At 75.5% G+C, this 19870-nt stretch carries 18 protein-coding genes and 4 tRNA genes; 13 read left to right on the forward strand and 9 right to left on the reverse strand.

Features of this window, described 5'->3' with window-relative positions; all coding sequences use genetic code 11:
* Window positions 1-8 precede the first annotated feature (8 nt).
* From ACI79P_RS11010 to ACI79P_RS11020, 3 genes are all read left to right on the forward strand, one after another.
* Window positions 9-1010, forward strand: a complete 1002-nt coding sequence (locus tag ACI79P_RS11010) for an ABC transporter permease (RefSeq protein WP_456581088.1) — start codon at window positions 9-11, stop codon at window positions 1008-1010.
* A complete protein-coding gene (locus ACI79P_RS11015) occupies window positions 1007-1804 on the forward strand; it encodes an ATP-binding cassette domain-containing protein (RefSeq protein ID WP_456581089.1) in 798 nt (265 codons plus the stop codon). The genes ACI79P_RS11010 and ACI79P_RS11015 overlap by 4 nt, the downstream gene beginning before the upstream one ends.
* 172 nt (window positions 1805-1976) lie before the next feature.
* Complete coding sequence (locus ACI79P_RS11020; protein ID WP_456581090.1) at window positions 1977-3365, forward strand: M23 family metallopeptidase; 1389 nt, start codon at window positions 1977-1979, stop codon at window positions 3363-3365.
* Window positions 3366-3373: 8 nt separating this feature from the next.
* Here the strand turns inward: ACI79P_RS11020 and ACI79P_RS11025 are convergent, their stop codons facing one another.
* Window positions 3374-3916 (reverse strand): hypothetical protein, encoded by a 543-nt coding sequence (locus ACI79P_RS11025; RefSeq protein ID WP_456581091.1) that lies wholly within the window; start codon window positions 3914-3916, stop codon window positions 3374-3376.
* Between the two features lie 58 nt (window positions 3917-3974).
* On the opposite strand from ACI79P_RS11025, the gene ACI79P_RS11030 reads away from it, so the two are divergent.
* The 3 genes from ACI79P_RS11030 to mftG are packed head-to-tail and all read left to right on the forward strand — an operon-like array spanning window position 3975 to window position 7664.
* Window positions 3975-4844 (forward strand): MBL fold metallo-hydrolase, encoded by an 870-nt coding sequence (locus tag ACI79P_RS11030; protein WP_456581092.1) that lies wholly within the window; start codon window positions 3975-3977, stop codon window positions 4842-4844.
* Window positions 4841-6163 (forward strand): class I adenylate-forming enzyme family protein, encoded by a 1323-nt coding sequence (locus tag ACI79P_RS11035; RefSeq protein ID WP_456581093.1) that lies wholly within the window; start codon window positions 4841-4843, stop codon window positions 6161-6163. The genes ACI79P_RS11030 and ACI79P_RS11035 overlap by 4 nt, the downstream gene beginning before the upstream one ends.
* Window positions 6156-7664, forward strand: coding sequence for a mycofactocin dehydrogenase MftG (mftG, locus tag ACI79P_RS11040; RefSeq protein WP_456581094.1), 1509 nt, complete (start codon window positions 6156-6158; stop codon window positions 7662-7664). Before ACI79P_RS11035 ends, mftG begins: the two co-directional genes overlap by 8 nt.
* Window positions 7665-7756: 92 nt before the next feature.
* Here mftG and ACI79P_RS11045 read toward each other — a convergent pair whose 3' ends face one another.
* Window positions 7757-7960: a hypothetical protein gene (locus ACI79P_RS11045; RefSeq protein ID WP_456581095.1), complete on the reverse strand. Its 204-nt coding sequence runs from the start codon at window positions 7958-7960 to the stop codon at window positions 7757-7759.
* Between the two features lie 167 nt (window positions 7961-8127).
* Here ACI79P_RS11045 and ACI79P_RS11050 point away from each other — a divergent pair, with 167 nt between their 5' ends.
* Together ACI79P_RS11050 and ACI79P_RS11055 are read left to right on the forward strand one after the other, a co-directional pair.
* Window positions 8128-8874, forward strand: coding sequence for a phosphodiesterase (locus tag ACI79P_RS11050; RefSeq protein WP_456581096.1), 747 nt, complete (start codon window positions 8128-8130; stop codon window positions 8872-8874).
* A 168-nt stretch (window positions 8875-9042) separates the two neighbouring features.
* Window positions 9043-10080 carry a glycosyltransferase gene (locus tag ACI79P_RS11055; protein ID WP_456581097.1) on the forward strand — a complete coding sequence of 346 codons (1038 nt, stop codon included), beginning with the start codon at window positions 9043-9045 and terminating at the stop codon, window positions 10078-10080.
* A gap of 46 nt (window positions 10081-10126) precedes the next feature.
* On the opposite strand, the gene ACI79P_RS11060 is transcribed toward ACI79P_RS11055, so the two are convergent.
* From ACI79P_RS11060 to ACI79P_RS11070, 3 genes are all read right to left on the reverse strand, one after another.
* Window positions 10127-10200: transfer RNA gene (locus ACI79P_RS11060), tRNA-Phe, on the reverse strand.
* A 23-nt stretch (window positions 10201-10223) separates the two neighbouring features.
* Window positions 10224-10297: transfer RNA gene (locus ACI79P_RS11065), tRNA-Asp, on the reverse strand.
* Between the two features lie 23 nt (window positions 10298-10320).
* Window positions 10321-10393, reverse strand: a tRNA-Glu gene (locus ACI79P_RS11070).
* Window positions 10394-10477: 84 nt separating this feature from the next.
* On the opposite strand from ACI79P_RS11070, the gene ACI79P_RS11075 reads away from it, so the two are divergent.
* Window positions 10478-11113: an AMIN-like domain-containing (lipo)protein gene (locus ACI79P_RS11075; protein WP_456581098.1), complete on the forward strand. Its 636-nt coding sequence runs from the start codon at window positions 10478-10480 to the stop codon at window positions 11111-11113.
* A gap of 32 nt (window positions 11114-11145) precedes the next feature.
* Here ACI79P_RS11075 and ACI79P_RS11080 read toward each other — a convergent pair whose 3' ends face one another.
* The 3 genes from ACI79P_RS11080 to ACI79P_RS11090 are packed head-to-tail and all read right to left on the reverse strand — an operon-like array spanning window position 11146 to window position 13613.
* The gene (locus ACI79P_RS11080; protein WP_456581099.1) at window positions 11146-11478 is read right to left on the reverse strand and encodes a hypothetical protein; all 333 of its coding nucleotides are present in this window, start codon (window positions 11476-11478) and stop codon (window positions 11146-11148) included.
* 23 nt (window positions 11479-11501) lie between these two features.
* Entirely contained in the window at window positions 11502-13043 is a 1542-nt protein-coding gene (locus ACI79P_RS11085) for a metallophosphoesterase family protein (protein WP_456581100.1), read from the reverse strand.
* Between the two features lie 51 nt (window positions 13044-13094).
* Window positions 13095-13613: a GtrA family protein gene (locus ACI79P_RS11090; protein ID WP_456581101.1), complete on the reverse strand. Its 519-nt coding sequence runs from the start codon at window positions 13611-13613 to the stop codon at window positions 13095-13097.
* 187 nt (window positions 13614-13800) lie between these two features.
* On the opposite strand from ACI79P_RS11090, the gene ACI79P_RS11095 reads away from it, so the two are divergent.
* Both ACI79P_RS11095 and ACI79P_RS11100 read left to right on the forward strand, forming a co-directional pair.
* Window positions 13801-14676 (forward strand): Rieske 2Fe-2S domain-containing protein, encoded by an 876-nt coding sequence (locus ACI79P_RS11095; protein WP_456581102.1) that lies wholly within the window; start codon window positions 13801-13803, stop codon window positions 14674-14676.
* A gap of 28 nt (window positions 14677-14704) precedes the next feature.
* Entirely contained in the window at window positions 14705-15565 is an 861-nt protein-coding gene (locus ACI79P_RS11100) for a hypothetical protein (RefSeq protein WP_456581103.1), read from the forward strand.
* A 417-nt stretch (window positions 15566-15982) separates the two neighbouring features.
* Here the strand turns inward: ACI79P_RS11100 and ACI79P_RS11105 are convergent, their stop codons facing one another.
* Window positions 15983-17482: a malate:quinone oxidoreductase gene (locus tag ACI79P_RS11105; protein WP_456581104.1), complete on the reverse strand. Its 1500-nt coding sequence runs from the start codon at window positions 17480-17482 to the stop codon at window positions 15983-15985.
* Between the two features lie 280 nt (window positions 17483-17762).
* Between ACI79P_RS11105 and ACI79P_RS11110 the strand changes: the two genes are divergently transcribed.
* A tRNA-Lys gene (locus ACI79P_RS11110) sits at window positions 17763-17835 on the forward strand.
* A gap of 443 nt (window positions 17836-18278) precedes the next feature.
* A complete protein-coding gene (locus tag ACI79P_RS11115; protein ID WP_456581105.1) occupies window positions 18279-19733 on the forward strand; it encodes a putative Ig domain-containing protein in 1455 nt (484 codons plus the stop codon).
* The last annotated feature ends 137 nt before the right edge of the window (window positions 19734-19870 follow it).

The raw sequence follows: 19870 nt of genomic DNA on the forward strand, positions 1-19870 counted from the left end.
GGCTGAGCGTGCCCGGGCCGCTGCGCCGGCTGCTGGTGAAGCCGGAGCTCGGCGCGCTGGTCGGCGCCGTCGTCGTCTTCACCTTCTTCGCCGTCCAGTCCGAGACTTTCCGCTCGCCGCGGGGGATCGCCAACTGGCTGGACCCGGCCTCGACGCTGGGGATCATGGCGGTGGCGGTCGCGCTGCTCATGATCGGCGGGCACTTCGACCTCTCCGCCGGGGTGATGACGGGGACGACGGCGCTCACGGTGGGCATCGTCGCCACCGAGTTCGGCCAGAACATCTGGGTCGCCATCGGCGTCGCGCTCGTGCTGGCCCTGGCGATCGGCTTCGCCAACGGGTGGCTGGTCACCCGCACCGGGCTGCCGAGCTTCATCATCACGCTCGGCACGTTCCTGATGCTGCAGGGGCTGAACCTGGGGCTGACCAAGCTCTTCACCGACACGGTCACCGTCGGGGGTGTCGACGACGCGCCGGGGTACGCCGGCGCCGAGTGGGTCTTCGCCTCGCGCGTGCAGATCCTCGGTGCCGAGGTGCGGGTGGCGGTCCTCTGGTGGCTGCTGTTCACGGCGCTGGCCAGCTGGGTGCTGCTGCGCACCCGCTTCGGCAACTGGGTGTTCGCCACCGGCGGTGACGAGGTGGCCGCCCGCAACGTCGGCGTGCCCGCCCGCCGCACCACGATCACGCTGTTCATGACGACGGCGGGCGCGGCGTGGTTCGTCGGGACGACGCTCGCGGTGCGCCTGACGTCGGTGCAGGCGAACACCGGCATCGGGCAGGAGCTCATCTTCATCGTGGCGGCGGTCATCGGCGGGTGCCTGCTCACCGGCGGGTTCGGCTCGGCGGTCGGCGCCGCCCTCGGTGCGCTGATCTTCGGGATGACGCTGCTGGGCATCCCGTACCTGCGCTGGGACGCCGACTGGTTCTACTTCTTCCTCGGGGCGATGCTGCTCCTCGCCGTGCTGGCCAACCGCCTGGTGCGGCGCTACGCCGAGGCGGCGCGACGATGACTGCCCCGGCCCGCACCCCGCCGCTGCTCGAGCTGCGCGACGTCGGCAAGGACTACGGCTCGGTCATCGCGCTCGAGGGGATCGACGCCACCGTGCGCGCCGGCGAGGTCACCTGCGTCCTGGGCGACAACGGCGCCGGGAAGTCGACCCTGATCAAGGTTCTCTCGGGGGTGCACCGGGCCGACCGCGGCGCGGTCCTGCTCGACGGCCGGCCCGTGGCCTTCGGCTCGCCCCGGGAGGCGCTCGACGCGGGCATCGCCACCGTCTACCAGGACCTCGCGATGATCCCGCTCATGTCGATCTGGCGGAACTTCTTCCTGGGCGCCGAGCCCACCCGCGGGTGGGGCCCCTTCCGCCGCTTCGACGTGGGGCAGGCCAAGGAGACCACCCGGCGGGAGCTCGCGGCGATGGGGATCGACATCCGCGACCCCGACCAGCCGGTGGGCACGCTCTCCGGTGGGGAGCGGCAGTCCGTGGCGATCGCGCGGGCGGTGCACTTCGGGGCGCGGGTGCTCATCCTGGACGAGCCGACCTCGGCGCTGGGGGTCAAGCAGGCGGGGGTCGTCCTGCGCTACGTCGCCCAGGCCCGTGACCGGGGCGTCGGCGTCGTGCTGATCACGCACAACCCGCACCACGCCCACCCGGTCGGCGACCGCTTCCTGGTGCTCAACCGGGGGCGCAGCATGGGGGAGTTCGCCAAGGCCGACATCAGCCGTGAGGAGCTGACCCGGCTGATGGCCGGTGGCGCGGAGCTGGAGGCGCTGTCGCACGAGCTGGAGCGCCCGCCCGGCTGACGCGAGGCGGTCGGCGGGCGGGGCGTGTCGACATGCCGATCGCCGCAGGACGGTCACCGAGCGTTCTGAGATGGGCGCGGCACCGCCTCCGCGTGTTGCCTTTGTGACTCCCGGTGACAGTGGGACCGTTCGCGGGCCACACCGCCCACCCTCTTCCCCAGGGAGCGAGCACATGTCCCAGCGCCGTCCGACCGGACCGGCGACTCCGCGGGCCGGCCGTCGCCGCCCCGTCGCGGGCCGCTCTCCCCGCCCGCTGCGCACGGCCCTGATCGGGGCCGTCGCCGGGGCCGCGCTGGTGTTCGGTGCCCCGCCCGCGCTGGCCGTGCCGGCGCCTCCGCCCAACCCCACCGACGGCCAGATCGGTGCGGCGCGGAGCCAGCAGGACGCGGCCGCCGCGGAGGTGGGCCGGATCCGTGCCCTCGTGGCCACCGCCGAGGCCGAGCTCGAGCGCGTCGGCGTCCTCGCCGAGGCCGCCGGCACCGCCTACGAGGCGGCGGTGGAGGAGCTGCAGCTGGCCCAGGAGGCCGCGGAGCGCGCGGCCGCCGAGCTGCGGGCCGCCGACGAGGCGGTCGTCGCGGCGGAGAAGCGGATCGCGGCCTTCTCCCGCGACAGCTACATGAACGGCGGGAGCCTGACCAGCTCGGCAGCCCTGCTGGACTCCGAGGGGCCCGGCGAGCTCATCCAGCGCGCCGCGATGCTCGACTACGTCGCCGCCAACCAGCTCGACGTCCTGGGCCAGTTCGAGATCGCGCGGGTGCGGCAGGCCAACGCCGAGTCGACGGCGCGGGCCACCCGCGATCAGCGCGCCGCCGCGGAGGACAGCGCGGCGGCGGCCAAGCTGGCGGCCGACGCCCAGCTGGCCACCCAGCAGGCGGCGTACGCGCAGGTCGAGGCGCAGAAGGCGGAGTACGAGCAGCAGCTGCAGGCGGCCCAGATCCACCTCCTCGAGCTGCAGGGCGCGCGCAACGCCTACGAGCAGTGGGCCGCGCAGAAGGCGGCCGAGGAGGCCGCGGCCAGGGAGGCGGCCGAGCGCGCCGCCCGCGAGGCCGAGGCCGCGGCGGAGGAGGCCCGGAACCGGGCGAACGCCGGTGGTGGCGGCAGCAGCGGTGGCGACAGCAGCGGCGGCGGTGGCGGCGGCGCGGTCAGCGGATCCGGCTACGTCAATCCCACGTCGGGCCGGGTCTCCAGCTGCTACGGCTGGCGCTGGGGCGCCCTGCACGGGGGCGTGGACATCGCCGCCCCGATCGGGACGCCGGTGTACGCCGTCACCAGCGGCGTCGTCCGGCGCGCCGGCACCGCCACCGGCTTCGGCTACGCCGTCTACATCGAGGGCGACGACGGCGCGGTCACCGTCTACGGCCACGTCAACCGGTACTTCGTGTCCGCCGGGGAGCGGGTGTCGGCCGGTGAGCGGATCGCCGAGGTGGGCAACCGCGGGCAGTCCACCGGCCCGCACCTGCACTTCGAGGTCCACCCCGGCGGGCGGATGCACGGCGGGCACGTGGACCCCGTGCCGTGGCTCAACGCCCGCGGCGTCTTCGTCGGCGGCTGCGGCGGCTGAGGGTTCGCTCAGCTGGTCGGGGCGCTCTCCTCGGTGGGCAGGCCCAGCCCGCACTCCTCGACCAGGTACTGCTCCACGTTCGAGGAGGACTGGCCCAGCTGCTGCTGCAGCGGGGCGAGCCGCTCCTGGAGGGTGGCCAGCGCGTTCGGGTCGGCGGGGTCGATGTCCTGCAGGGTCGTCGCGATCTGATCGACGCCGTCGGCCAGCGCGTTCCAGTCCGCGGCGAGCTCCTCGGGCGCCTCGAGGGCGCGGATCTCCTGCGCCGCGTCCCGGAAGGTCTGGGGCAGGTCGGCGGGGTTCCCGGCCGTGGCGCTGCCGGTGAGCCGCTCCACGATGTCGGTCGCCTCCGTGCAGAACTCGCTGTTCGCGGCGTCGCCGCTCCCGGGGGCCGAGGTCTCGGGTGCGGAGGTCTCGGCGGCAGACGTCTCCTCGGCGGCGGAGGTCGCGCCCGACGGGGTGCTGTCCTCGCCGTCGGAGCCCCCGCAACCGGTGAGCAGGACGAGGGCGGTCGCGGCGGGCAGGAGTGCGGACCGGAGCAGGGTGCGGCGCATGGACCGAGGCTAGCGGCCGCCTGCGCGCGGCGGGGGCCGCGCGGCTAGCGTGCCCGACGTGGCCGCCCCGACCGACCCCCGCGCCTCGTGGGGGCTCCCCGCTCCCGGAGCCCTGCCGCGCACCGCCGAGCTGGAGCCGCTGGTCACCCGGGTGCTGGCGCCCAACCCCTCGCCGATGACCCTGGACGGCACCAACACCTACGTGGTGGGGGCGCCGGGCAGCGGGCAGGCGGTCCTGGTCGACCCGGGGCCCGACGACCCCGCCCACCTGGCCGCGGTCGAGGCGGCGCTGGCCGCGCGGGACGCCCGCTGCGTGGCCGTGCTGGTCACCCACCACCACGGGGACCACGCCGAGGCGGCGCTGCCCTGGGGTGCCCGGATGGATGCCCCCGTGGCCGCCGCGACGCGGGACGTCGCCGGGCCGGCCGGACGGCTGCTGGCCCCGGGCGAGCGGCTCGCGCTGGCGGGGACGGCGGTCGACGTCGTCGGCACCCCCGGTCACACCGCCGACCACCTCGCGTTCCGCCTGGAGTCAGGCGCGGTCCTGGTGGGCGACCACGTGCTCGGGCGGGGCACCTCCGTGGTCACCCACCCGGAGGGCGACGTCGTGGCCTACCTGGAGTCGCTGCGGCGGGTGCACGACCTGGGCCCCAGCGCGCTCTACTGCGGCCACGGCCCGGAGCTGACCACCGATCCGGGCGCGGTGCTGGAGTACTACCTCGCCCACCGGGCCCACCGCGAGCAGCAGCTGCTCGACGCGCTCGCCGCCGGGGCGCGGAGCGTGGGCGAGCTGGTCGCCCTGATCTACGCCGAGGTCCCCCGAGCGGTCTGGCCGGCCGCAGCGCAGTCGACGCGGGCCACGCTGGACAAGCTCGCCGCCGACGGCCGGGTGGAGCTCGTGGGCGAGGACGGGGTGCGGCCGGCGTGACCGGGAGCCGCGACGTCCCCGTCGTGAGCGCGTCCGCGAGCGAGCGGGACCAGCGGCGCGCGGCGGCGGCGCTCGCCGCGGCCGGGGTCCGCGAGGGGGACCGGGTGCTGGTGTCGGCGGCGGCCTCGCCCGCGCTCCTCGCCGTCGTGCTCGGGGCCCTGCGCACCGGCGTCGTCCCGGTGGTGCTGGACCCCGCGCTCCCGGCCGCTGAGCGCGCAGCCCTGGCCGAGGACGCCGATCCGGCGCTGGACGCCGGGGCCGAGCCGGAGCGGCTGCTGGGGGAGGCGGAGGCGGCGCTCGCCCCGGTGCCCCTGGCCCGGCCCATGCACTACACCTCCGGCACGACCGGCCGCCGCAAGGGCGTGTGGTCCGGCGTCCTCGCCGGGGACGACGCCCGCGCGCTGGCCGGCGAGGAGATCGACCTGTGGGAGTTCGGGCCGGGGGACCGCCACGTGGTCCTCTCCCCGCTGCACCACAGCGCCCCGCTGCGGTTCGCCGTCCACACCCTGCTCGCCGGCGGCGAGGTGGTCCTGCCGGGCCCCTTCGACGCCGACCGCGTGGCGCGGGTGCTCGCCACGCTCCGGCCGACGACGACGTTCTGCGTGCCGACCCACCTGCAGCGGCTGCTGACCCGGGACGACGTCGACTGGTCCTCCGTCCGCCGGCTGGTGCACGCCGGCGCCCCCTGCCCCGAGCCGCTCAAGCACGCCGTCCTCGCGGCGCTGCCCGCCGGGAGCGTGTGGGAGTTCTACGGCTCCACCGAGGCGCAGTTCACCGTCTGCTCGCCCGAGGACTGGCTGGCCCACCCGGGCAGCGTCGGCCGGGCCCGGCCCGGGCGGCGGCTGGAGACCGACGAGCGCGGCCAGCTGTGGTGCGCGGTGCCCCCCTGGGCACGCTTCGAGTACTGGCGCGCCCCGGAGAAGACGGCGGCGGCCTGGCGCGGGGACCGCGTCACCGTGGGCGATCTCGGCCGGGTCGACGCGGACGGGACGGTCTGGCTGGACGGCCGCCGGGAGGACCTGGTCATCTCCGGCGGCGTGAACGTCTACCCGGCAGAGGTGGAGGCGGTCCTCGACGCCCATCCCGGCGTGGTGGAGAGCGCCGTCTTCGGGCTCCCCGACCCCGACTGGGGGCAGCGGGTGGTCGCCGCCTACGTCGGGGACGCCGCGGCCGCGGAGCTGGCCGCCTGGGCGCGGGAGCGGCTGGCCCCCGCCAAGCGGCCGAAGTCGTTGCACCCGCTGGCCGAGCTGCCGCGCACCTCGACCGGCAAGGTGCGCCGGCTGGACCTGCCGGAGGCGCTGGGCCTCACCGGTGGCTGAGCGCTGGGACGTCGTCGTGGTCGGCGCGGGGACGGCGGGGTGCCCGCTGGCCGCCCGGCTCGCCGACGCCGGCCGGCGGGTGCTGCTGCTCGAGGCCGGGGCGCACCACCCCGACCCCGCGGACGTCCCGGCCGACCTGCGCGACGGCCAGACGCTGCGCGCCGCGGTGAGCGGCCACCCGGCCAACTGGGACCTGCCGGGGCTGCTCCCCGGCGGGCGCGCGGTGCGGGTGCCCCGCGGCCGGGCGGCCGGCGGCTCCAGCGCCGTCAACGCCGGCTACTTCCTGCGCCCGACCCCGGCCGACGCCGCCGGCTGGGCCGCCGCGGGCAACGACCTGTGGGCCTGGGAGCGGCTGCTCCCCGCGCTGTGCCGGCTGGAGAGCGACCGGGACTACGGCGACCGCGCCGGCCACGGTGCGGACGGGCCCGTCCCGGTCACCCGGCCCACCGGTGGACCGCCTCTGGCGGAGGCGTTCGCCGCTGCCGCGGAGGAGCTCGGCCTGCCCGCCGAGCCCGACAAGAACGGCGGAGGCCCCCCCGGTTACGGCCCGCTCCCGCGGAACGTGGTCGACGGCGTGCGGGTCAGCACGGCGCTGGCCTACCTCGCGCCGCGGCGCGGCGACCGCGGGCTCGTCGTGCGCGGCGGGGTGCGGGTGCTGCGGGTGCTGGTGGTGCACGGCCGCGCGACGGGGGTCCGCACCACGGCCGGCGACGTCCACGCCGACGAGGTGGTGCTCGCGGCGGGTGCGGTCGGCTCGGCCCACCTGCTGCTGCTCTCCGGCATCGGCCCACCGGACGAGCTGCGCGCCGCGGGCCTCGACGTGCGGGTCGAGGCGCCCGGCGTGGGCCGCGACTGCTCGGACCACCCGCTGGTCTACCTCCCCTTCCGGCCCGTCCCGGGCGTCACCGCCCCGCTGGGCCGGTCACCGCTGCACGGCGTCCTGCACGCCACGTCGACGACGGCGGAGATCCCGGGCGACCTCGAGGTGCTGCCCTGGCTGGCGCCGTTCGCCCAGGTGATGACCGGCCGGGCCGCACCGGAAGGTGAGGTGGTGGAGGTGGGGGTCGCGCTCCAGCGGACGGTCGGCCGCGGCCGGCTGGTCCTCGCCGCCGATCCGGCGGAGCCGCCGGTCGTGCGGTACGGGCACCTGGCGGAGGAGGACGACCGGCGTCGCATGCGGGAGGGCGTACGGCTGGCCGGGGAGCTGCTGCGCACCCGCGCGCTGGCCGAGCTCGGCGAGCCCGGCCCGGTGCCGGCCGACGACGCCGCGCTGGACGACTGGATCAGCGCCCGGCTGACCACCGCCGTCCACCTGTCCGGCACCGCCCGCATGGGCCCGGACGGCGATCCGGGAGCCGTGGTCGACCAGCGGCTGGGGGTGCGGGGCGTCGACGGGCTGCGGGTGGCCGACACCTCGGTGCTGCCGTGGGTACCCGTCCGCGGCCCGGCTGCCACCGCGGTGCTGGTGGGGGAGCGAGCCGCGGAGCTGACGACCGGCTGACACCGTCCGGCGCCGAGGCGGCCCGCCGTCCCCGGAACGCACGCGGGTCCCGGCGGCGCGTGGACGCAGCCGCCGGGACCCGGGCTCGTGGGTCAGCGGATGGCCGGCATCTCGCTGGTGGTGATGGTCGGGGCCGCCCACGCGTCGGGGTGCGGGCGCCCGGCGTCGGCCGCCCAGTCCGGCGTGCGCGGACCGCGGCTGGTGGTGGCCGGACGGGCGCTCAGGCTCACGATCACGGCCAGCAGCACGAGGAGACCGACCAGCACACCGCCGATGACCAGGAGCGTCGAGAGCATGTACTCAACGTAGGCGCCTGAGCGGGTGCTGTCACCAGGCAGAAGTATCCGAAGATGGGTCCGCCGTTCCGCAGAGTTCACCCACGGTTCCCCCGGAGCGCCCCACCCGCCTCAGCACCTTCCGCCGGGCCGGGCGACGCCCTGCCGCGGGAACCGGGCGCGGGCGCATGACCGCCGCCCACGGGCGGGTAGTGCTGCCGCCGTCGGTCGAGGTGGAGGGTGTCGTGCCGGATCTGGTGGCGGCTGCGGGACAGCTGGTGGCGTGGCCGGTCGGTGCCGTGGCGCGCTGGCGCGGCGGCCGGCCGATGCACCCCCGCGGCGCCCTGCTCTCCGGGGTCCTGGAGCGGCGGGGGGCGAGCCCGGCGTTCGGCGTGCCGTGGCTCGACGACACCGGCAGCGACGAGGTGCTCCTCCGGATGTCGCGCGGCGCGGGGCTGCCGGCTCCGCTGCCCGACGTCCTGGGACTGGCGATCCGGGTGACCGCCCCCGATGGCCCCCCGGTGGACCTGCTGCTCTCGGCCACCGGTCGCGGCCCCCTGACCCGGCGGGTGCCCGTGCTGCGGGCGGACGCCGCGACGACCTACGGCTCGATCATGGCCTACCGGTCACCCGCCGGGCCGGTGCGGCTGGCCGCCCTGCCCGCCGTGCGGTCCCTGCCGTCGGAACCCGCGTCGGTCGCCGCGGCGGCGGCCGCGGGCGACGTCGTCTTCACGCTCGCGGCCGCTCACGGGTGGGAGGACTGGCGTCCCTTCGCGACGGTGCGGGCCACCGGTGCTCAGGAGCCGCTGGACACGCGGCTGCGCTTCGACGCGGTGCGGAACCCGCCGCCGGGCCTGCGGGCGGACGGCCCGCTCGCGCGTTTCCGGGAGCCGGCGTACGCCACCGCGCGCCGGCTCGGCCGCCCGGGCCCATGACTCGCCGGGCACGCCGGGTCACCCGATGGAGTTGATCACAGGTTGATCGTCGGACCCGTGGGGTAGGCAGGACCGGCCCGGCTGCAAGGACGTCGGCGGGCGTCGAGGACGTCGAGCGGCACCGTGGTGCTGTCGGAGACGCGACCGCACGAGGAGAAGCGCCGCCGCGTGACGTACGCAGAACCCCCCGTCCCGGGGCTGCCCCCGATGCCGGGGGTGGGCATCCGGGTGGTCTCCCTCCCGCACGCCGATCCCTACGTGGACGCCGTGCTCCCCACCGGCGTCGTCCGCATCGGCGGGGTGGGCGAGCCGAGCCCGTGGCTGGACCGCGCGCACGTGGCCGCCCACGCCGGCGAGTTCGACGTGGTGCACCTGCACGTCGGCCGCGGCCACCTGCGGGACGCGGAGCTCGAGCCGTGGGCCGAGGAGCTGCAGCGGCTCGGCATCCCCCTGGTCGTCACCGTCCACGAGCTGCGGGACGCGGAGCAGCCCTCGCCCGTCTCGCACCTCGCCCAGCTCGCGGCGGTGCTCGCCACGGCCGAGGTGGTGCTGACCCTCACGCCCGGGGCCGCCGACGAGATCGCCGAGCGCTACGGGCGCACCGCGATCGTGGTCGCCCACCCCTCCCTCGCCGTCCCGGACCCGGAGCTCGGTGCGGAGCGGGGGCTGGTCGGCGTACGGGTCGGCCCGGCGTCCAGCGCGCTGCCCGATCCGGTGGGGATGGTCCGCGCGGCCCTCTCCGGCGCGCTGTCGGGCGGCGGTCGGCTGCGGGTCCTCGTCGACGCCGCCGTCGCCCCGGCGCTGGACCCCGGGATCGTCGCGCTCGCCGACGAGGGCGAGCTGGAGATCGTCCGGTACGGCGAGGAGGAGTGGCCGGCCCAGCTCCAGCAGCTGCACGTGGCGGTGCTGCCCGAGCGGTGCGGCACGCACTCGCCGGACGTCGAGGTCTGCCGTGACGTCGGCACCCGGGTGGTGGCGCCGAGCTGCGGGTGGTTCGCCGACCAGTGGTCGGACGTCGTGCCCTACGCCAACGACGAGCGCACCGGGCTGGACCCGGTCTCGCTCGCCGCCGCGATCGGTGCGGCGCTGACCCGGCCGATGCCGCGGCCTGCCGACCGCGGCTGGCGGGAGGACCAGCGCACCGCCGTGCGCGAGGTCCACGGCGAGGTCTACGCGCAGGTGGTCGCCGACCGCAGCTGGGCCTGAACGACGACGGGCCCGGCAGCTGCCGGGCCCGTGCGGGGAGTGAGTGTGGGCAGGGGCGGGGTCGAACCGCCGACCTCTCGCTTTTCAGGCGAGCGCTCGTACCGACTGAGCTACCTGCCCCTTCCGGTGATCTCACCGGAGAGCGACCCTGACGGGACTCGAACCCGCGACCTCCGCCGTGACAGGGCGGCGCGCTAACCAACTGCGCTACAGGGCCTTGCTGGTGGTGCTGATCGTGCGTGCCCCCAACGGGGTTCGAACCCGTGCTACCGCCTTGAAAGGGCGGCGTCCTGGACCGCTAGACGATGGGGGCTCGTTGTCGCCGGGGGCAGCGAGAACAATACATGCCCCTCGCGCCTCCTCTGCGCGGGGGGTTCCGGGTGCGAGGCTGTGTCGTGTGCGCCTCCGCCCTCACCTGGTCCTCCCCGCCGTCGTGACCTCGCTCGTCGCCCTCTCCGGCTGCGCCGGCACCGGCGAGGTGGGGGAGGCGTCGTCCTCGGCTGCCGCCACTCCCAGCACGTCGTCCGCGAGCGCGCCGACGAGCGAGGCCGAGGTCGAGCCGGCACCGTCCGAGCAGGCCGTGCCCTCGTTCGACGCCGCGGCCGGGCCGGCGATCGCCGAGCCCTCCGGCGACGCGCGCGTCACCGTGCGCGACGTGCGGGTGGGGGCGCACGACGGCTACGACCGGGTGGTCCTCGAGGTGGGCGGCACCGGCACGCCGGGCTGGGACGTCCGGTACGTCGACCAGGCGACCGAGCCGGGCCGCGGGCAGGAGATCGAGCTCGCCGGCGATGCCGTCCTGCAGATCCAGATCACCGGTGCCGGCTACCCGTACGACACCGGGGTCGAGGAGTTCGCCCCTGCCGGGCCCGTGGCCGGTGCCGGCACGGCGGCGGTGACCGAGGTGGCCTTCGCGGCGACCTACGAGGGCGTCACGACGGCGTTCGCCGGCACGCAGGGGCGCGCACCGTTCCGGGTGCACCTGCTCGACTCCCCGACGCGTGTCGTCGTCGAGGTGGCGCACGCCGGCTGAGCCGGTCCGCCGGCCGTCCGGGCGGGTGGGGCTCAGCCGACGGAGGCGCGCAGCTCCACCGCGTCCTCGGTGACGCTGGAGCACGCGAGCTCCAGGGGGCCGGCGGCGACGCTCTCGCCCTCGGCGCAGGACACGCTGGTGCCGCCGACGCTCAGCAAGGCCCGGCCGTCCTGCACGCTGCCGACCGAGACCGTGGTGCCCAGGATCTCGGCCTCCGCGCCCGCGCCGGAGAGGGTCACCGTGCACGTGCCCCCACTGCACGAGACGTTCTGGGAGGAGAAGCTGCAGCCGGTGAGGGCGGCGAGGGAGAGGCCGCCGGCGAGCAGGCCTCCGGCGAGCCTGGTGGCGCGGGTCGTCGAGGTCATGACCCGAGCGTAGGGCCGGGGGATCATCCCGGTGGGGATGCCGGGACCACCGGTGGCCCGACCCGGCCGGCGGGGGGCTCCAGGCCACCGATCGGGGGTGTGAACTGCTCCGTCGGGAGGGGTGCGCCCTCCGCGGGGGGAACGGCCGCCACGATGGTGCGCTGCACCGTGACCTCGGTGGCGCCCAGCCCGCCGAGCGTGATGTCGTCGTAGGCCTGCAGGGCGCCGGTCGCCGGGTCGAGGTAGAGCACGGTGCAGGTGAGGGGCTCCGGGTACTCGCCCTCCAGGGCGCGCAGGCCGGCGCCGCCGGTCGAGCCCTGCACCATCAGGAGGGTCTCCTCGGAGAGCTGCTCGACCACCCGGTCGTGCGTGTGCCCGGCGAGGACCAGCGGCACGAGGCCGTCCAGCGGCGGCGCCTGCTTGGGGTCGTGGACCATCGCGATGGCCGGCTCGTCGCCCAGCGCCCGGGTGAAGTCCGCCAGCTCCTCGCCGGACTCCTCGAGGACGTCGGCGCCCGCGTCGTCGCCGCCGGTGGTCTTGTCGGGGGTGAAGCGCGGATCGGGGGCGCCGACGATGCGGACCCCGGCGACGGTCACGTCGGAGTCGTCGAGGACGGTGACGTTCGGCTGCGCGGCGAGGATGCCGGCGGTGGTCGCCGAGTCGTGGTTGCCGCGGATGTAGACGTACGGGACGCCGAGGTCGCCGACCGAGGTGATCAGCCGGTTCTCCGGCTCGCTGCCCCAGTCGGTGATGTCGCCGGTGTCGAGGATGCCGTCGACGTCGAACTTCTCCGCCACCTGGCGCACCAGGTCGAAGCCGGAGGGGTTGAGGTGGATGTCCGAGACGTGCAGGAGGACCACGGAGTCGCCGGTGCCGCTCGGGGTGGGCAGCGCGGAGAGCGTCGCGTAGAGCGTCCCGACGTTGGCGACGAGGTCCTCCAGCGACGCGCGGTAGGCGTCGAAGCGAGCGACGATGTCCTGCGCGCTGCCGATGAGGCTGTTGGCGTTGACCAGCAGCCCGGTGTAGGTCGGCTGGGACAGCGCCTCCGGTCGCCAGGTCGCCGCGCCCAGGGCGCCCGTGCCGGCCAGCAGCGCCGCGCTCAGCCCCACGGCGATCAGGGGTTCCCGGCGCCGGCGCAGCACCGCCCAGGAGGTGAGCGCCGCTCCGGCCAGCGCCACCAGCACGGTCACCCAGACCAGCCGGACGACGGCCGACTGCAGGTCCTCCGTCACCTGGTCCACGACGCCGGCCAGCCGGACCGGGTCGGTGGCCAGCGCCTGGGCGCGGGCCTGGTCCACGGACTGCAGCGAGATGTCCAGCCGCAGCGGGCCGTCGTAGGCGTCGACGGCGAGGGAGCCCAGCGGGGGGACGGAGACCTCGGCCCCCCCGGAGGCGGGGCGGAAGGCCAGCGTGGCGTCGAACGGCCCGATCGGCGCGGAGACCCGGGCGAACAGCAGGACGGCGACGAGGGCGCCGATGAGCGCGAGCCCCACGCGCGCGGACCAGAGCGCGGCCACCCGGGCACGACCCGGCCACGGGGACGTCGACGCGGTGGGCTCGCTCACCAGGCCCAGGCTAGCGATCTCCCGACGGCGTCTCCGGACGTGCGGTGCGTGTCAGGCCCGCGCGGGCACCGGGCGGAAGATCCAGCGCAGCGCGATGAACCGCAGGAGACCGATGAACGCGGTGACGCCGACGACCGTGGCGATCTGCAGGATCGGCTGGTTGTCTCCGGTGAGGGCGTCGAGCAGACCCAGGGCGGTGCTGGTGGCCAGCAGTCCCAGGACGGTGACGCCACCGGCCTCCCACTGGGCGGTGAACCAGTGCACCCGCTCGTCGGCGTGGAAGGTCAGCCGGCGGTGCAGCTCGTTGGCGAGCACCGTGGAGGCCGCCGTCGCCACCAGGTGGGACGTGAGGTAGCCCCAGCCGTGCCCGGCGACGAACAGCAGCGCGTAGACCACGGTGCTGGCCCCGCCGACGAGCACGAAGCGCAGGAACTGGGCGGGGATCGCGTCACCGCGCAGGCACGCGGTCAGGCGGGAGGGAGCCGTGGTCGTCCGGGGCTGCGCCGCGTCGGGGAGGTCGCCGACGGTGTCGGCGGCCTGGCCGCGGCGGAGCAGGGACGCGCAGGTCACGGGGCTTCCTCTGGTGGAGCGGGTCAGTGGTGCAAGGATTCTCTCCAGGAGAACCCCTGTCACGTGCGAACATGCCTCGCCCACCTGGGATCCACCCGTGTCCTTGCTCACGGTCACCTGGGTGTTCCGCCGCGCAGTCGTGGTCGTCCCGTGCGTCGGGGCGGGGTGACGCGGGTAGGGGGCCGCCATGAGTCTCATGGGGTTCCTGGACCGCATCGCGGACGTGTCGTCGTTCGACAAGGCCATCGAGCCCGCGCGGCGCGCCGTCCAGGGCATGCCGAGCGCGGTCAAGGACGTCCTGCACGGCACCTGGCTGGGGCACCCGCTGCACCCGGTGCTGGTGCAGGTCCCGGTGGGCAGCTGGGTCTCGGCCGGCCTGCTGGACGCCGTGCCGCCCCTGCGGCCCGCCGCCACGGTGCTGATCGGCACCGGGATGGCCGCCGCCGTCCCGGCCGCCATGTCCGGGGCGGCCGACTGGTCGGAGCAGGGCTCGGGTGTGCGCCGGCTCGGCGCGCTGCACGCGGTGATGAACACCGCCGCGCTGGGGCTCTACGGCGGGTCCCTGGTCGCCCGGGCGCGGGGGAGGGGTGGGCTGGGCCGCGTGCTGGCGTACGCGGGCCTGGGCCTGGCCGGGAGCTCGGCGGCGATCGGCGGGCACATGTCCTACGCGCAGTCCTCGGGGGCGTCGCACGCGGCGACCGCCGTCCGCGCGCTGACCACCGACTGGGTCGACCTCGGCCCGCTGGACGACCTGCCGGAGGGCCGGCCGACGATGCGCACCGGCAAGGGCGGCAGCATGTCGGTGCCGCTGGCCGTGGTCCGCCGCGGCGCCCGGGTCGACGTCTTCGTCGGGGCCTGCTCGCACCTGTCCGGCCCGTTGGACGAGGGCACGGTCGAGACGGTGCGCGGCAGCGAGTGCCTGGTCTGCCCGTGGCACGGCTCCGCGTTCGACCTCGACAACGGCGAGCCGCGCCGCGGGCCGGCGGCCAACCCGCAGGAGAAGCTCGAGGTGCGGATGGACGCTGGGCGGGTGAAGGCCCGGGTGCCGGGCCGCCACCGCTGACGCCGGAGCCGCCCTAGGCTGCGGCGCCATGGGGCGGACGGCCATCGCTCGGGCAATCGCGCTCGGCACGGCGCTCGTCCTGGCCGGCTGCGGCGCCGAGCCGGTCGCGCCGCGGGCGGACCCGGCGCCGTCGTCGTCCGCGGTCGCCGCGGAGCCCGAGGTGCCCGGCGTGGCCGCCGAGGCGGTGCTCCTGCGCACCGACGAGGCCGTCGGCGGGCGGATCCAGGTGCGGGTCACCCACACCGGAGGCGCGCCGTACACGGTGACCGGCGTGGCGCTGGACGCACCCGGCTTCGCGCCGCTCCCGCCGTCCGCGGTGTCCGCCGAGTTCGCGCCCGGCCGGGTCGTCGACCTGCCGACTCCCTACGGCGAGGCGGTGTGCCCGCCGGGCAGCGGCACGTCGGCCGCCCGCCTGACGCTGCTCCGGCCGGGCGGCTCGGTGGAGGAGGTGCGGGTGCCACTGACCGGTGACGACCTCGCCCGCGTGCACGAGCAGCAGTGCCGGGCTCGCGCGGTGGCCGAGGCGGTCGAGCTGCGGGTGGGCGGGCTGCAGCCGGGTCCCGACCGGCTCACGGGCCGGCTGAGCCTGACCCGTCGGGGGGCCGACGGGGAGGTCGTCGTCGGCCGGGTGGGGGGCAACGTCCAGTTCGACGTCGCGGCGGAGCTGCCCCTGGAGCTCCCCGCGGGCGCGGAGGTGGCGGACGGCGCCGTCACCGTCACCGTGGCCACCTGCGATTCGCACGTCCTGGCGGAGGTGAAGCAGCCCTACCTCTTCCCCGCGGGCGTGCGGCTCGGTGACGAGGACGAGGTCGTGGTCGGCCTGCCCGTCGACGACGACCTGCGGTCGGCGCTCGCCGATCTCGTCCGGCAGGTGTGCCGGCGGGGCTGAGGGGGGAAGGAGCCGGCCCGGCCGCCCCGGGGGGAACGGGTCAGCCGGGCCGGGGTCGGTCCCGCCCGGCGCCGGGGCGCGGGGGCGGACGATGCGGCGGACGGGGCGCGGTGCTGCGCTCCCGACCGGAACGTCGATGACGGTACGTAGTCGTCGCGGTCCCGGCGATCCCCTGAACGGGTGGTGGAAGCCCTGCGGGGGTGACGCGTTGCACATGAGGTGTGGGCCGAGGGGGTCCGGGGGCACCCAGAGGCGGTGTTCTTCCTCTTCTCCAGCCGTCTGGGCTGCCTCGGCTCGCTGCTGCTGTCGGCGCTGCTGACCCTCGTGCTGCTCCTGGTGCTGGACGTGATCTGACGACGACGCCCGGGCGACCCGTCCCGTGGGGGACCGGTCACCCGGGCGTGGGGTCGTGCCGGATCAGCCGTTGAGCTCCAGCGTCTGCGTCGTCTCGGCGCGGATCTCGGCGAGCAGCGCCGGCTCGTCGTTGAGCGGCCGGCCGTAGGACGGGATGGCCTCCTGCAGCCGCGGCCGCCAGGCGTCCAGGCGCTGCGGGAAGCAGCGCTCGATCAGCGTCAGCATCGCCGAGACGGCGGTGGAGGCACCGGGCGAGGCGCCGAGCAGGCCCGCGATGCTGCCGTCCCCGCCGACGATGAGCTCGGTGCCGAACTGCAGGACGCCCTTGCCGCTGTTCGGGTCCTGCTTGATGACCTGCACCCGCTGGCCCGCGGTCACCATGTCCCAGTCGCGCTTCTCGGCGGTGGGGACGAAGGCCTGCAGCGTGCGGTGCCGGGCCGAGCGGGACTGCACGAGCTCGCCGATCAGGTACTTGGTCAGCGCCAGTTCCTTGCGGGCCACACCGAGCATGGAACCCAGGTTGTTGGGCTTGACGCTCTTGGGCAGGTCGAACATCGAGCCGGCCTTGAGGAACCTGGGCGAGAAGCCCGCGTAGGGCCCGAACAGCAGCGAGTACTCGCCGTCGATCAGCCGCAGATCCAGGTGCGGCACGGACATCGGCGGGGCGCCGACGGCGGCCTGGCCGTAGACCTTGGCCTGGTGGCGGCTGACCAGCTCGGGGGAGCGGGAGCGCAGGAACATGCCGCTGACCGGGAAGCCGCCGAAGCCGCGGATCTCCGGGATGGCGGCCTTCTGCAGCAGGGGGAGCGCGCCGCCTCCGGCGCCGACGAAGACGAAGCGGGTGCGCATCGTGACGCGGTCACCGGAGCGGGTATCGCGGACGGTGACCTTCCAGCGGCCGTCGCTCTCCTTCTCCAGCTCGTCCACGCGCTGGTTGAGGTGCACGTTCACGCCGCGGGTGGCGGCGTCGTCGAGCATGAGGCGGGTGAGGGCGCCGAAGTTGACGTCGGTGCCCGCGACCGAGCGGGTGGCCGCGACGATCTGCTCCGGGTCGCGGCCCTCCATCATCAGCGGCAGCCACCCCGCCATCTCGGCCTGGCTCTCGGTGTACTCCATGCCCTCGAACAGCGGCTGGGCGCTGAGGGCGGCGAACCGGTTGCGCATGTAGGTGCGCCCCTGCTCCCCCGTGACGAAGCTCAGATGGGGGACCGGGGAGATGAAGTCCTTGGGCGACCCCGTCATGCCGGCGCGGACCAGGTGCGACCAGAACTGGCGCGAGACCTGGAACTGCTCGTTGATCGTGATCGCCTTGCTGGGGTCGACCTGCCCGTCGGGGCCCGCGGGCGTGTAGTTCAGCTCGCAGAGGGCCGCGTGCCCGGTGCCCGCGTTGTTCCAGGGGCCGGAGCTCTCACCGGCGACGGCGCTGCCCGACTCGAAGACCGCGACGCTCCACTCGGGGGCGACCAGGTGCAGCAGCTGCGCCAGCGTGGCGCTCATGATGCCGCCGCCGACGAGTACGACATCGGGGTTCGCGCTGTCGGGAACGCTGCGCTCGGAAGTCACGTCTGCCTCTCTGGCTGTGTGCTCGGCCCGGCGCCGCAGCGCCTCCTCCACGATCGTCGGCCTGATTGGGCCGCTGCATGCGATCGCGGGCGTATGAGGTATCTCACCGCGCCTCGTGGGTGCGGCCTCTCAAGGTTATGGCCGCACCTGCCGGGACCGCTGCGCGGGCCGACCCAGCGGCCCCGATCGGCCCTCCGCCGCCCGGGACGAGAGGGCCGGCGCCGCCTCCGGCGGTAGCCTTCCGCCGGATGGCGCAGGCCGTCGGTCGCGCGCTCCCGCAGGGCCTCTAGCTCAACTGGCAGAGCAGCGGACTTTTAATCCGCGGGTTGTGGGTTCGATCCCCACGGGGCCCACCTCGCTGACCACCAGGGGCTCCCGTCGGGTCGGCCTGGGTGGCGGCACCGGCGGCAGCAGCGGGCGAGTGTGGTCGTCGGCTGGGGCGGCAGTGCGCTCGAAGGCGGGTGCCCCGATCGCCATCGGGGCACCAGCGGCGCTGCACCGTGCCGGCCACTCCCGCGTCCGCGCCCCTCCGCGCGTCGGCCCCCGCGTGGACCGTGTCGGGGGGCGATGCTGCGCTGGACGGCTGCGGCATCTGGTCGTCGACGGTTCCCCGCGCCACGGCGGCCTCGAGGAGCGGTCGTAGGACTTCAGTCCAATAGCCGGGGACGCCTGTGCGGTGCAACTCTGCGCCTCGGACGGCACCGACTGGTCGTCCGTCGCTGATCGGAGGCCTGTCGTGAGTTCGATGAATTCCGCAGTGGGGACCGGTGCTCGTCCGGGTCGGTGGGGGCGACGCGTGAGCGGTGCGGTGCTCGTGGTGACCGTCGCCGTCCCGCTGAGCCTCCTGATGGCACTGCCGGCGCACGCCGCGGTGGCGGTCAGCCGCGCGGAGGTCAGCGGTTCTGACCTGCGCCTGGAGGGGACGGCGATCGCGGGCCGCGACATCGTGGTCGACGGAGTGGTCATGGGCCGCAGCGACAGCGACGGAGAGTTCCGGATCGAACGCTCCGGCTATGTGCCGCCGTCCGACTGCACCGTCGACCTCGCGGACGGGACGGCGACCGTCACATCGGCGAGGCTGTCCGGCTGCACCACGACCGAGCAGCCGCCCCCGCCGGCCGGCGACACCACCGCTCCCACCGCGCCGACCGGCCTGACCGCCACCCTGACCGGCAGCACCGCGGACCTCAGCTGGACCGCCGCCACGGACGACGTGGGCGTCACCGGGTACCGCGTGAGCCGTAACGGCAGCGTGCTGCCGGGCACGGTGAGCGGCACGACCTTCGCCGACGCGGGTCTTGCCGCCGGCGCCTACAGCTACACGGTGGCCGCCGTCGACGGCGCCGGCAACGTCTCCGCGGAGTCCGGCAGCGCCTCGGTGACGGTGCAGCCGCCGCCGGCGACGGACACCACCGCTCCCACCGTCCCGGCCGACCTCACGGCCACCCTCAGCGGCACGATGGCCTCGCTCAGGTGGACCGCCAGCGCCGACGACGTGGGCGTCACCGGCTACCGGGTCACCCGCAACGGCGAGGTGGTCACGACCGTGCTCAACCCCTTCTACGACGACACGAACCGCACCGTCGGCACCTGGACCTACACGGTGGCCGCGGTCGACGGCGCCGGCAACGTCTCGGCGGAGTCGAACAGCGCCTCGGTGACGGTGCAGCCGCCTCCGGAGACGGACACCACCGCTCCCACCGTCCCGCCCAACTTCACCGCCACCGTCGTCGGCACCACCGTCAGCGTCGGCTGGGGCCTCAGCACCGACGACACCGCGGTCACCGGCTACCGGCTCACCCGCGACGGCACGGTCCTCAGCACGACCCTGGACATGAGCTACGTCGACTCGGGCCTCGCCGCCGGGACCTACACCTACACCGTGGCGGCCTTCGACGGCGCCGGGAACGTCTCGGCGGCGAACAGCGTCTCGGCAACGGTGCAGCAGGCGGAGGCGCTGACCTTCCTCACCCCGTCCCGACTGCCCGACGCGGTCGTGGGTGAGGCCTACCTCGCCTCCATAGTGTGCAGCGACCCGCCCGGTCCCTCGACCTTCAAGTTCAAGCTGGTCTCCGGCGAGGTGCCCGACGGCACCCGCTTCTCCGGCAACACCTTGGAGAACCGGCCTGAGGCCAGGGTCACCGGCACCCCGTCGGACGCCGGGACCTATTCGTTCACCGTCCAGGTCAAGGACAACACCGGCGCCACGGCACGCAGGACCTTCACCATCACGGTGCTCCCCGCCTCCTGACGCCGGTTGCTTCGGCCGGTTGCGCGGGCACGCGGACCGACCGAAGCCGTGCGAGAGCTGCTCGTTCGCACGACAGCAGGTCCACGGGCCCGCTGTCGTGCGATCACACCGTGCGTCTCCGCGCCGGTGTGTTCGCC

The organism is Blastococcus sp. SYSU DS0510, from assembly GCF_054050835.1.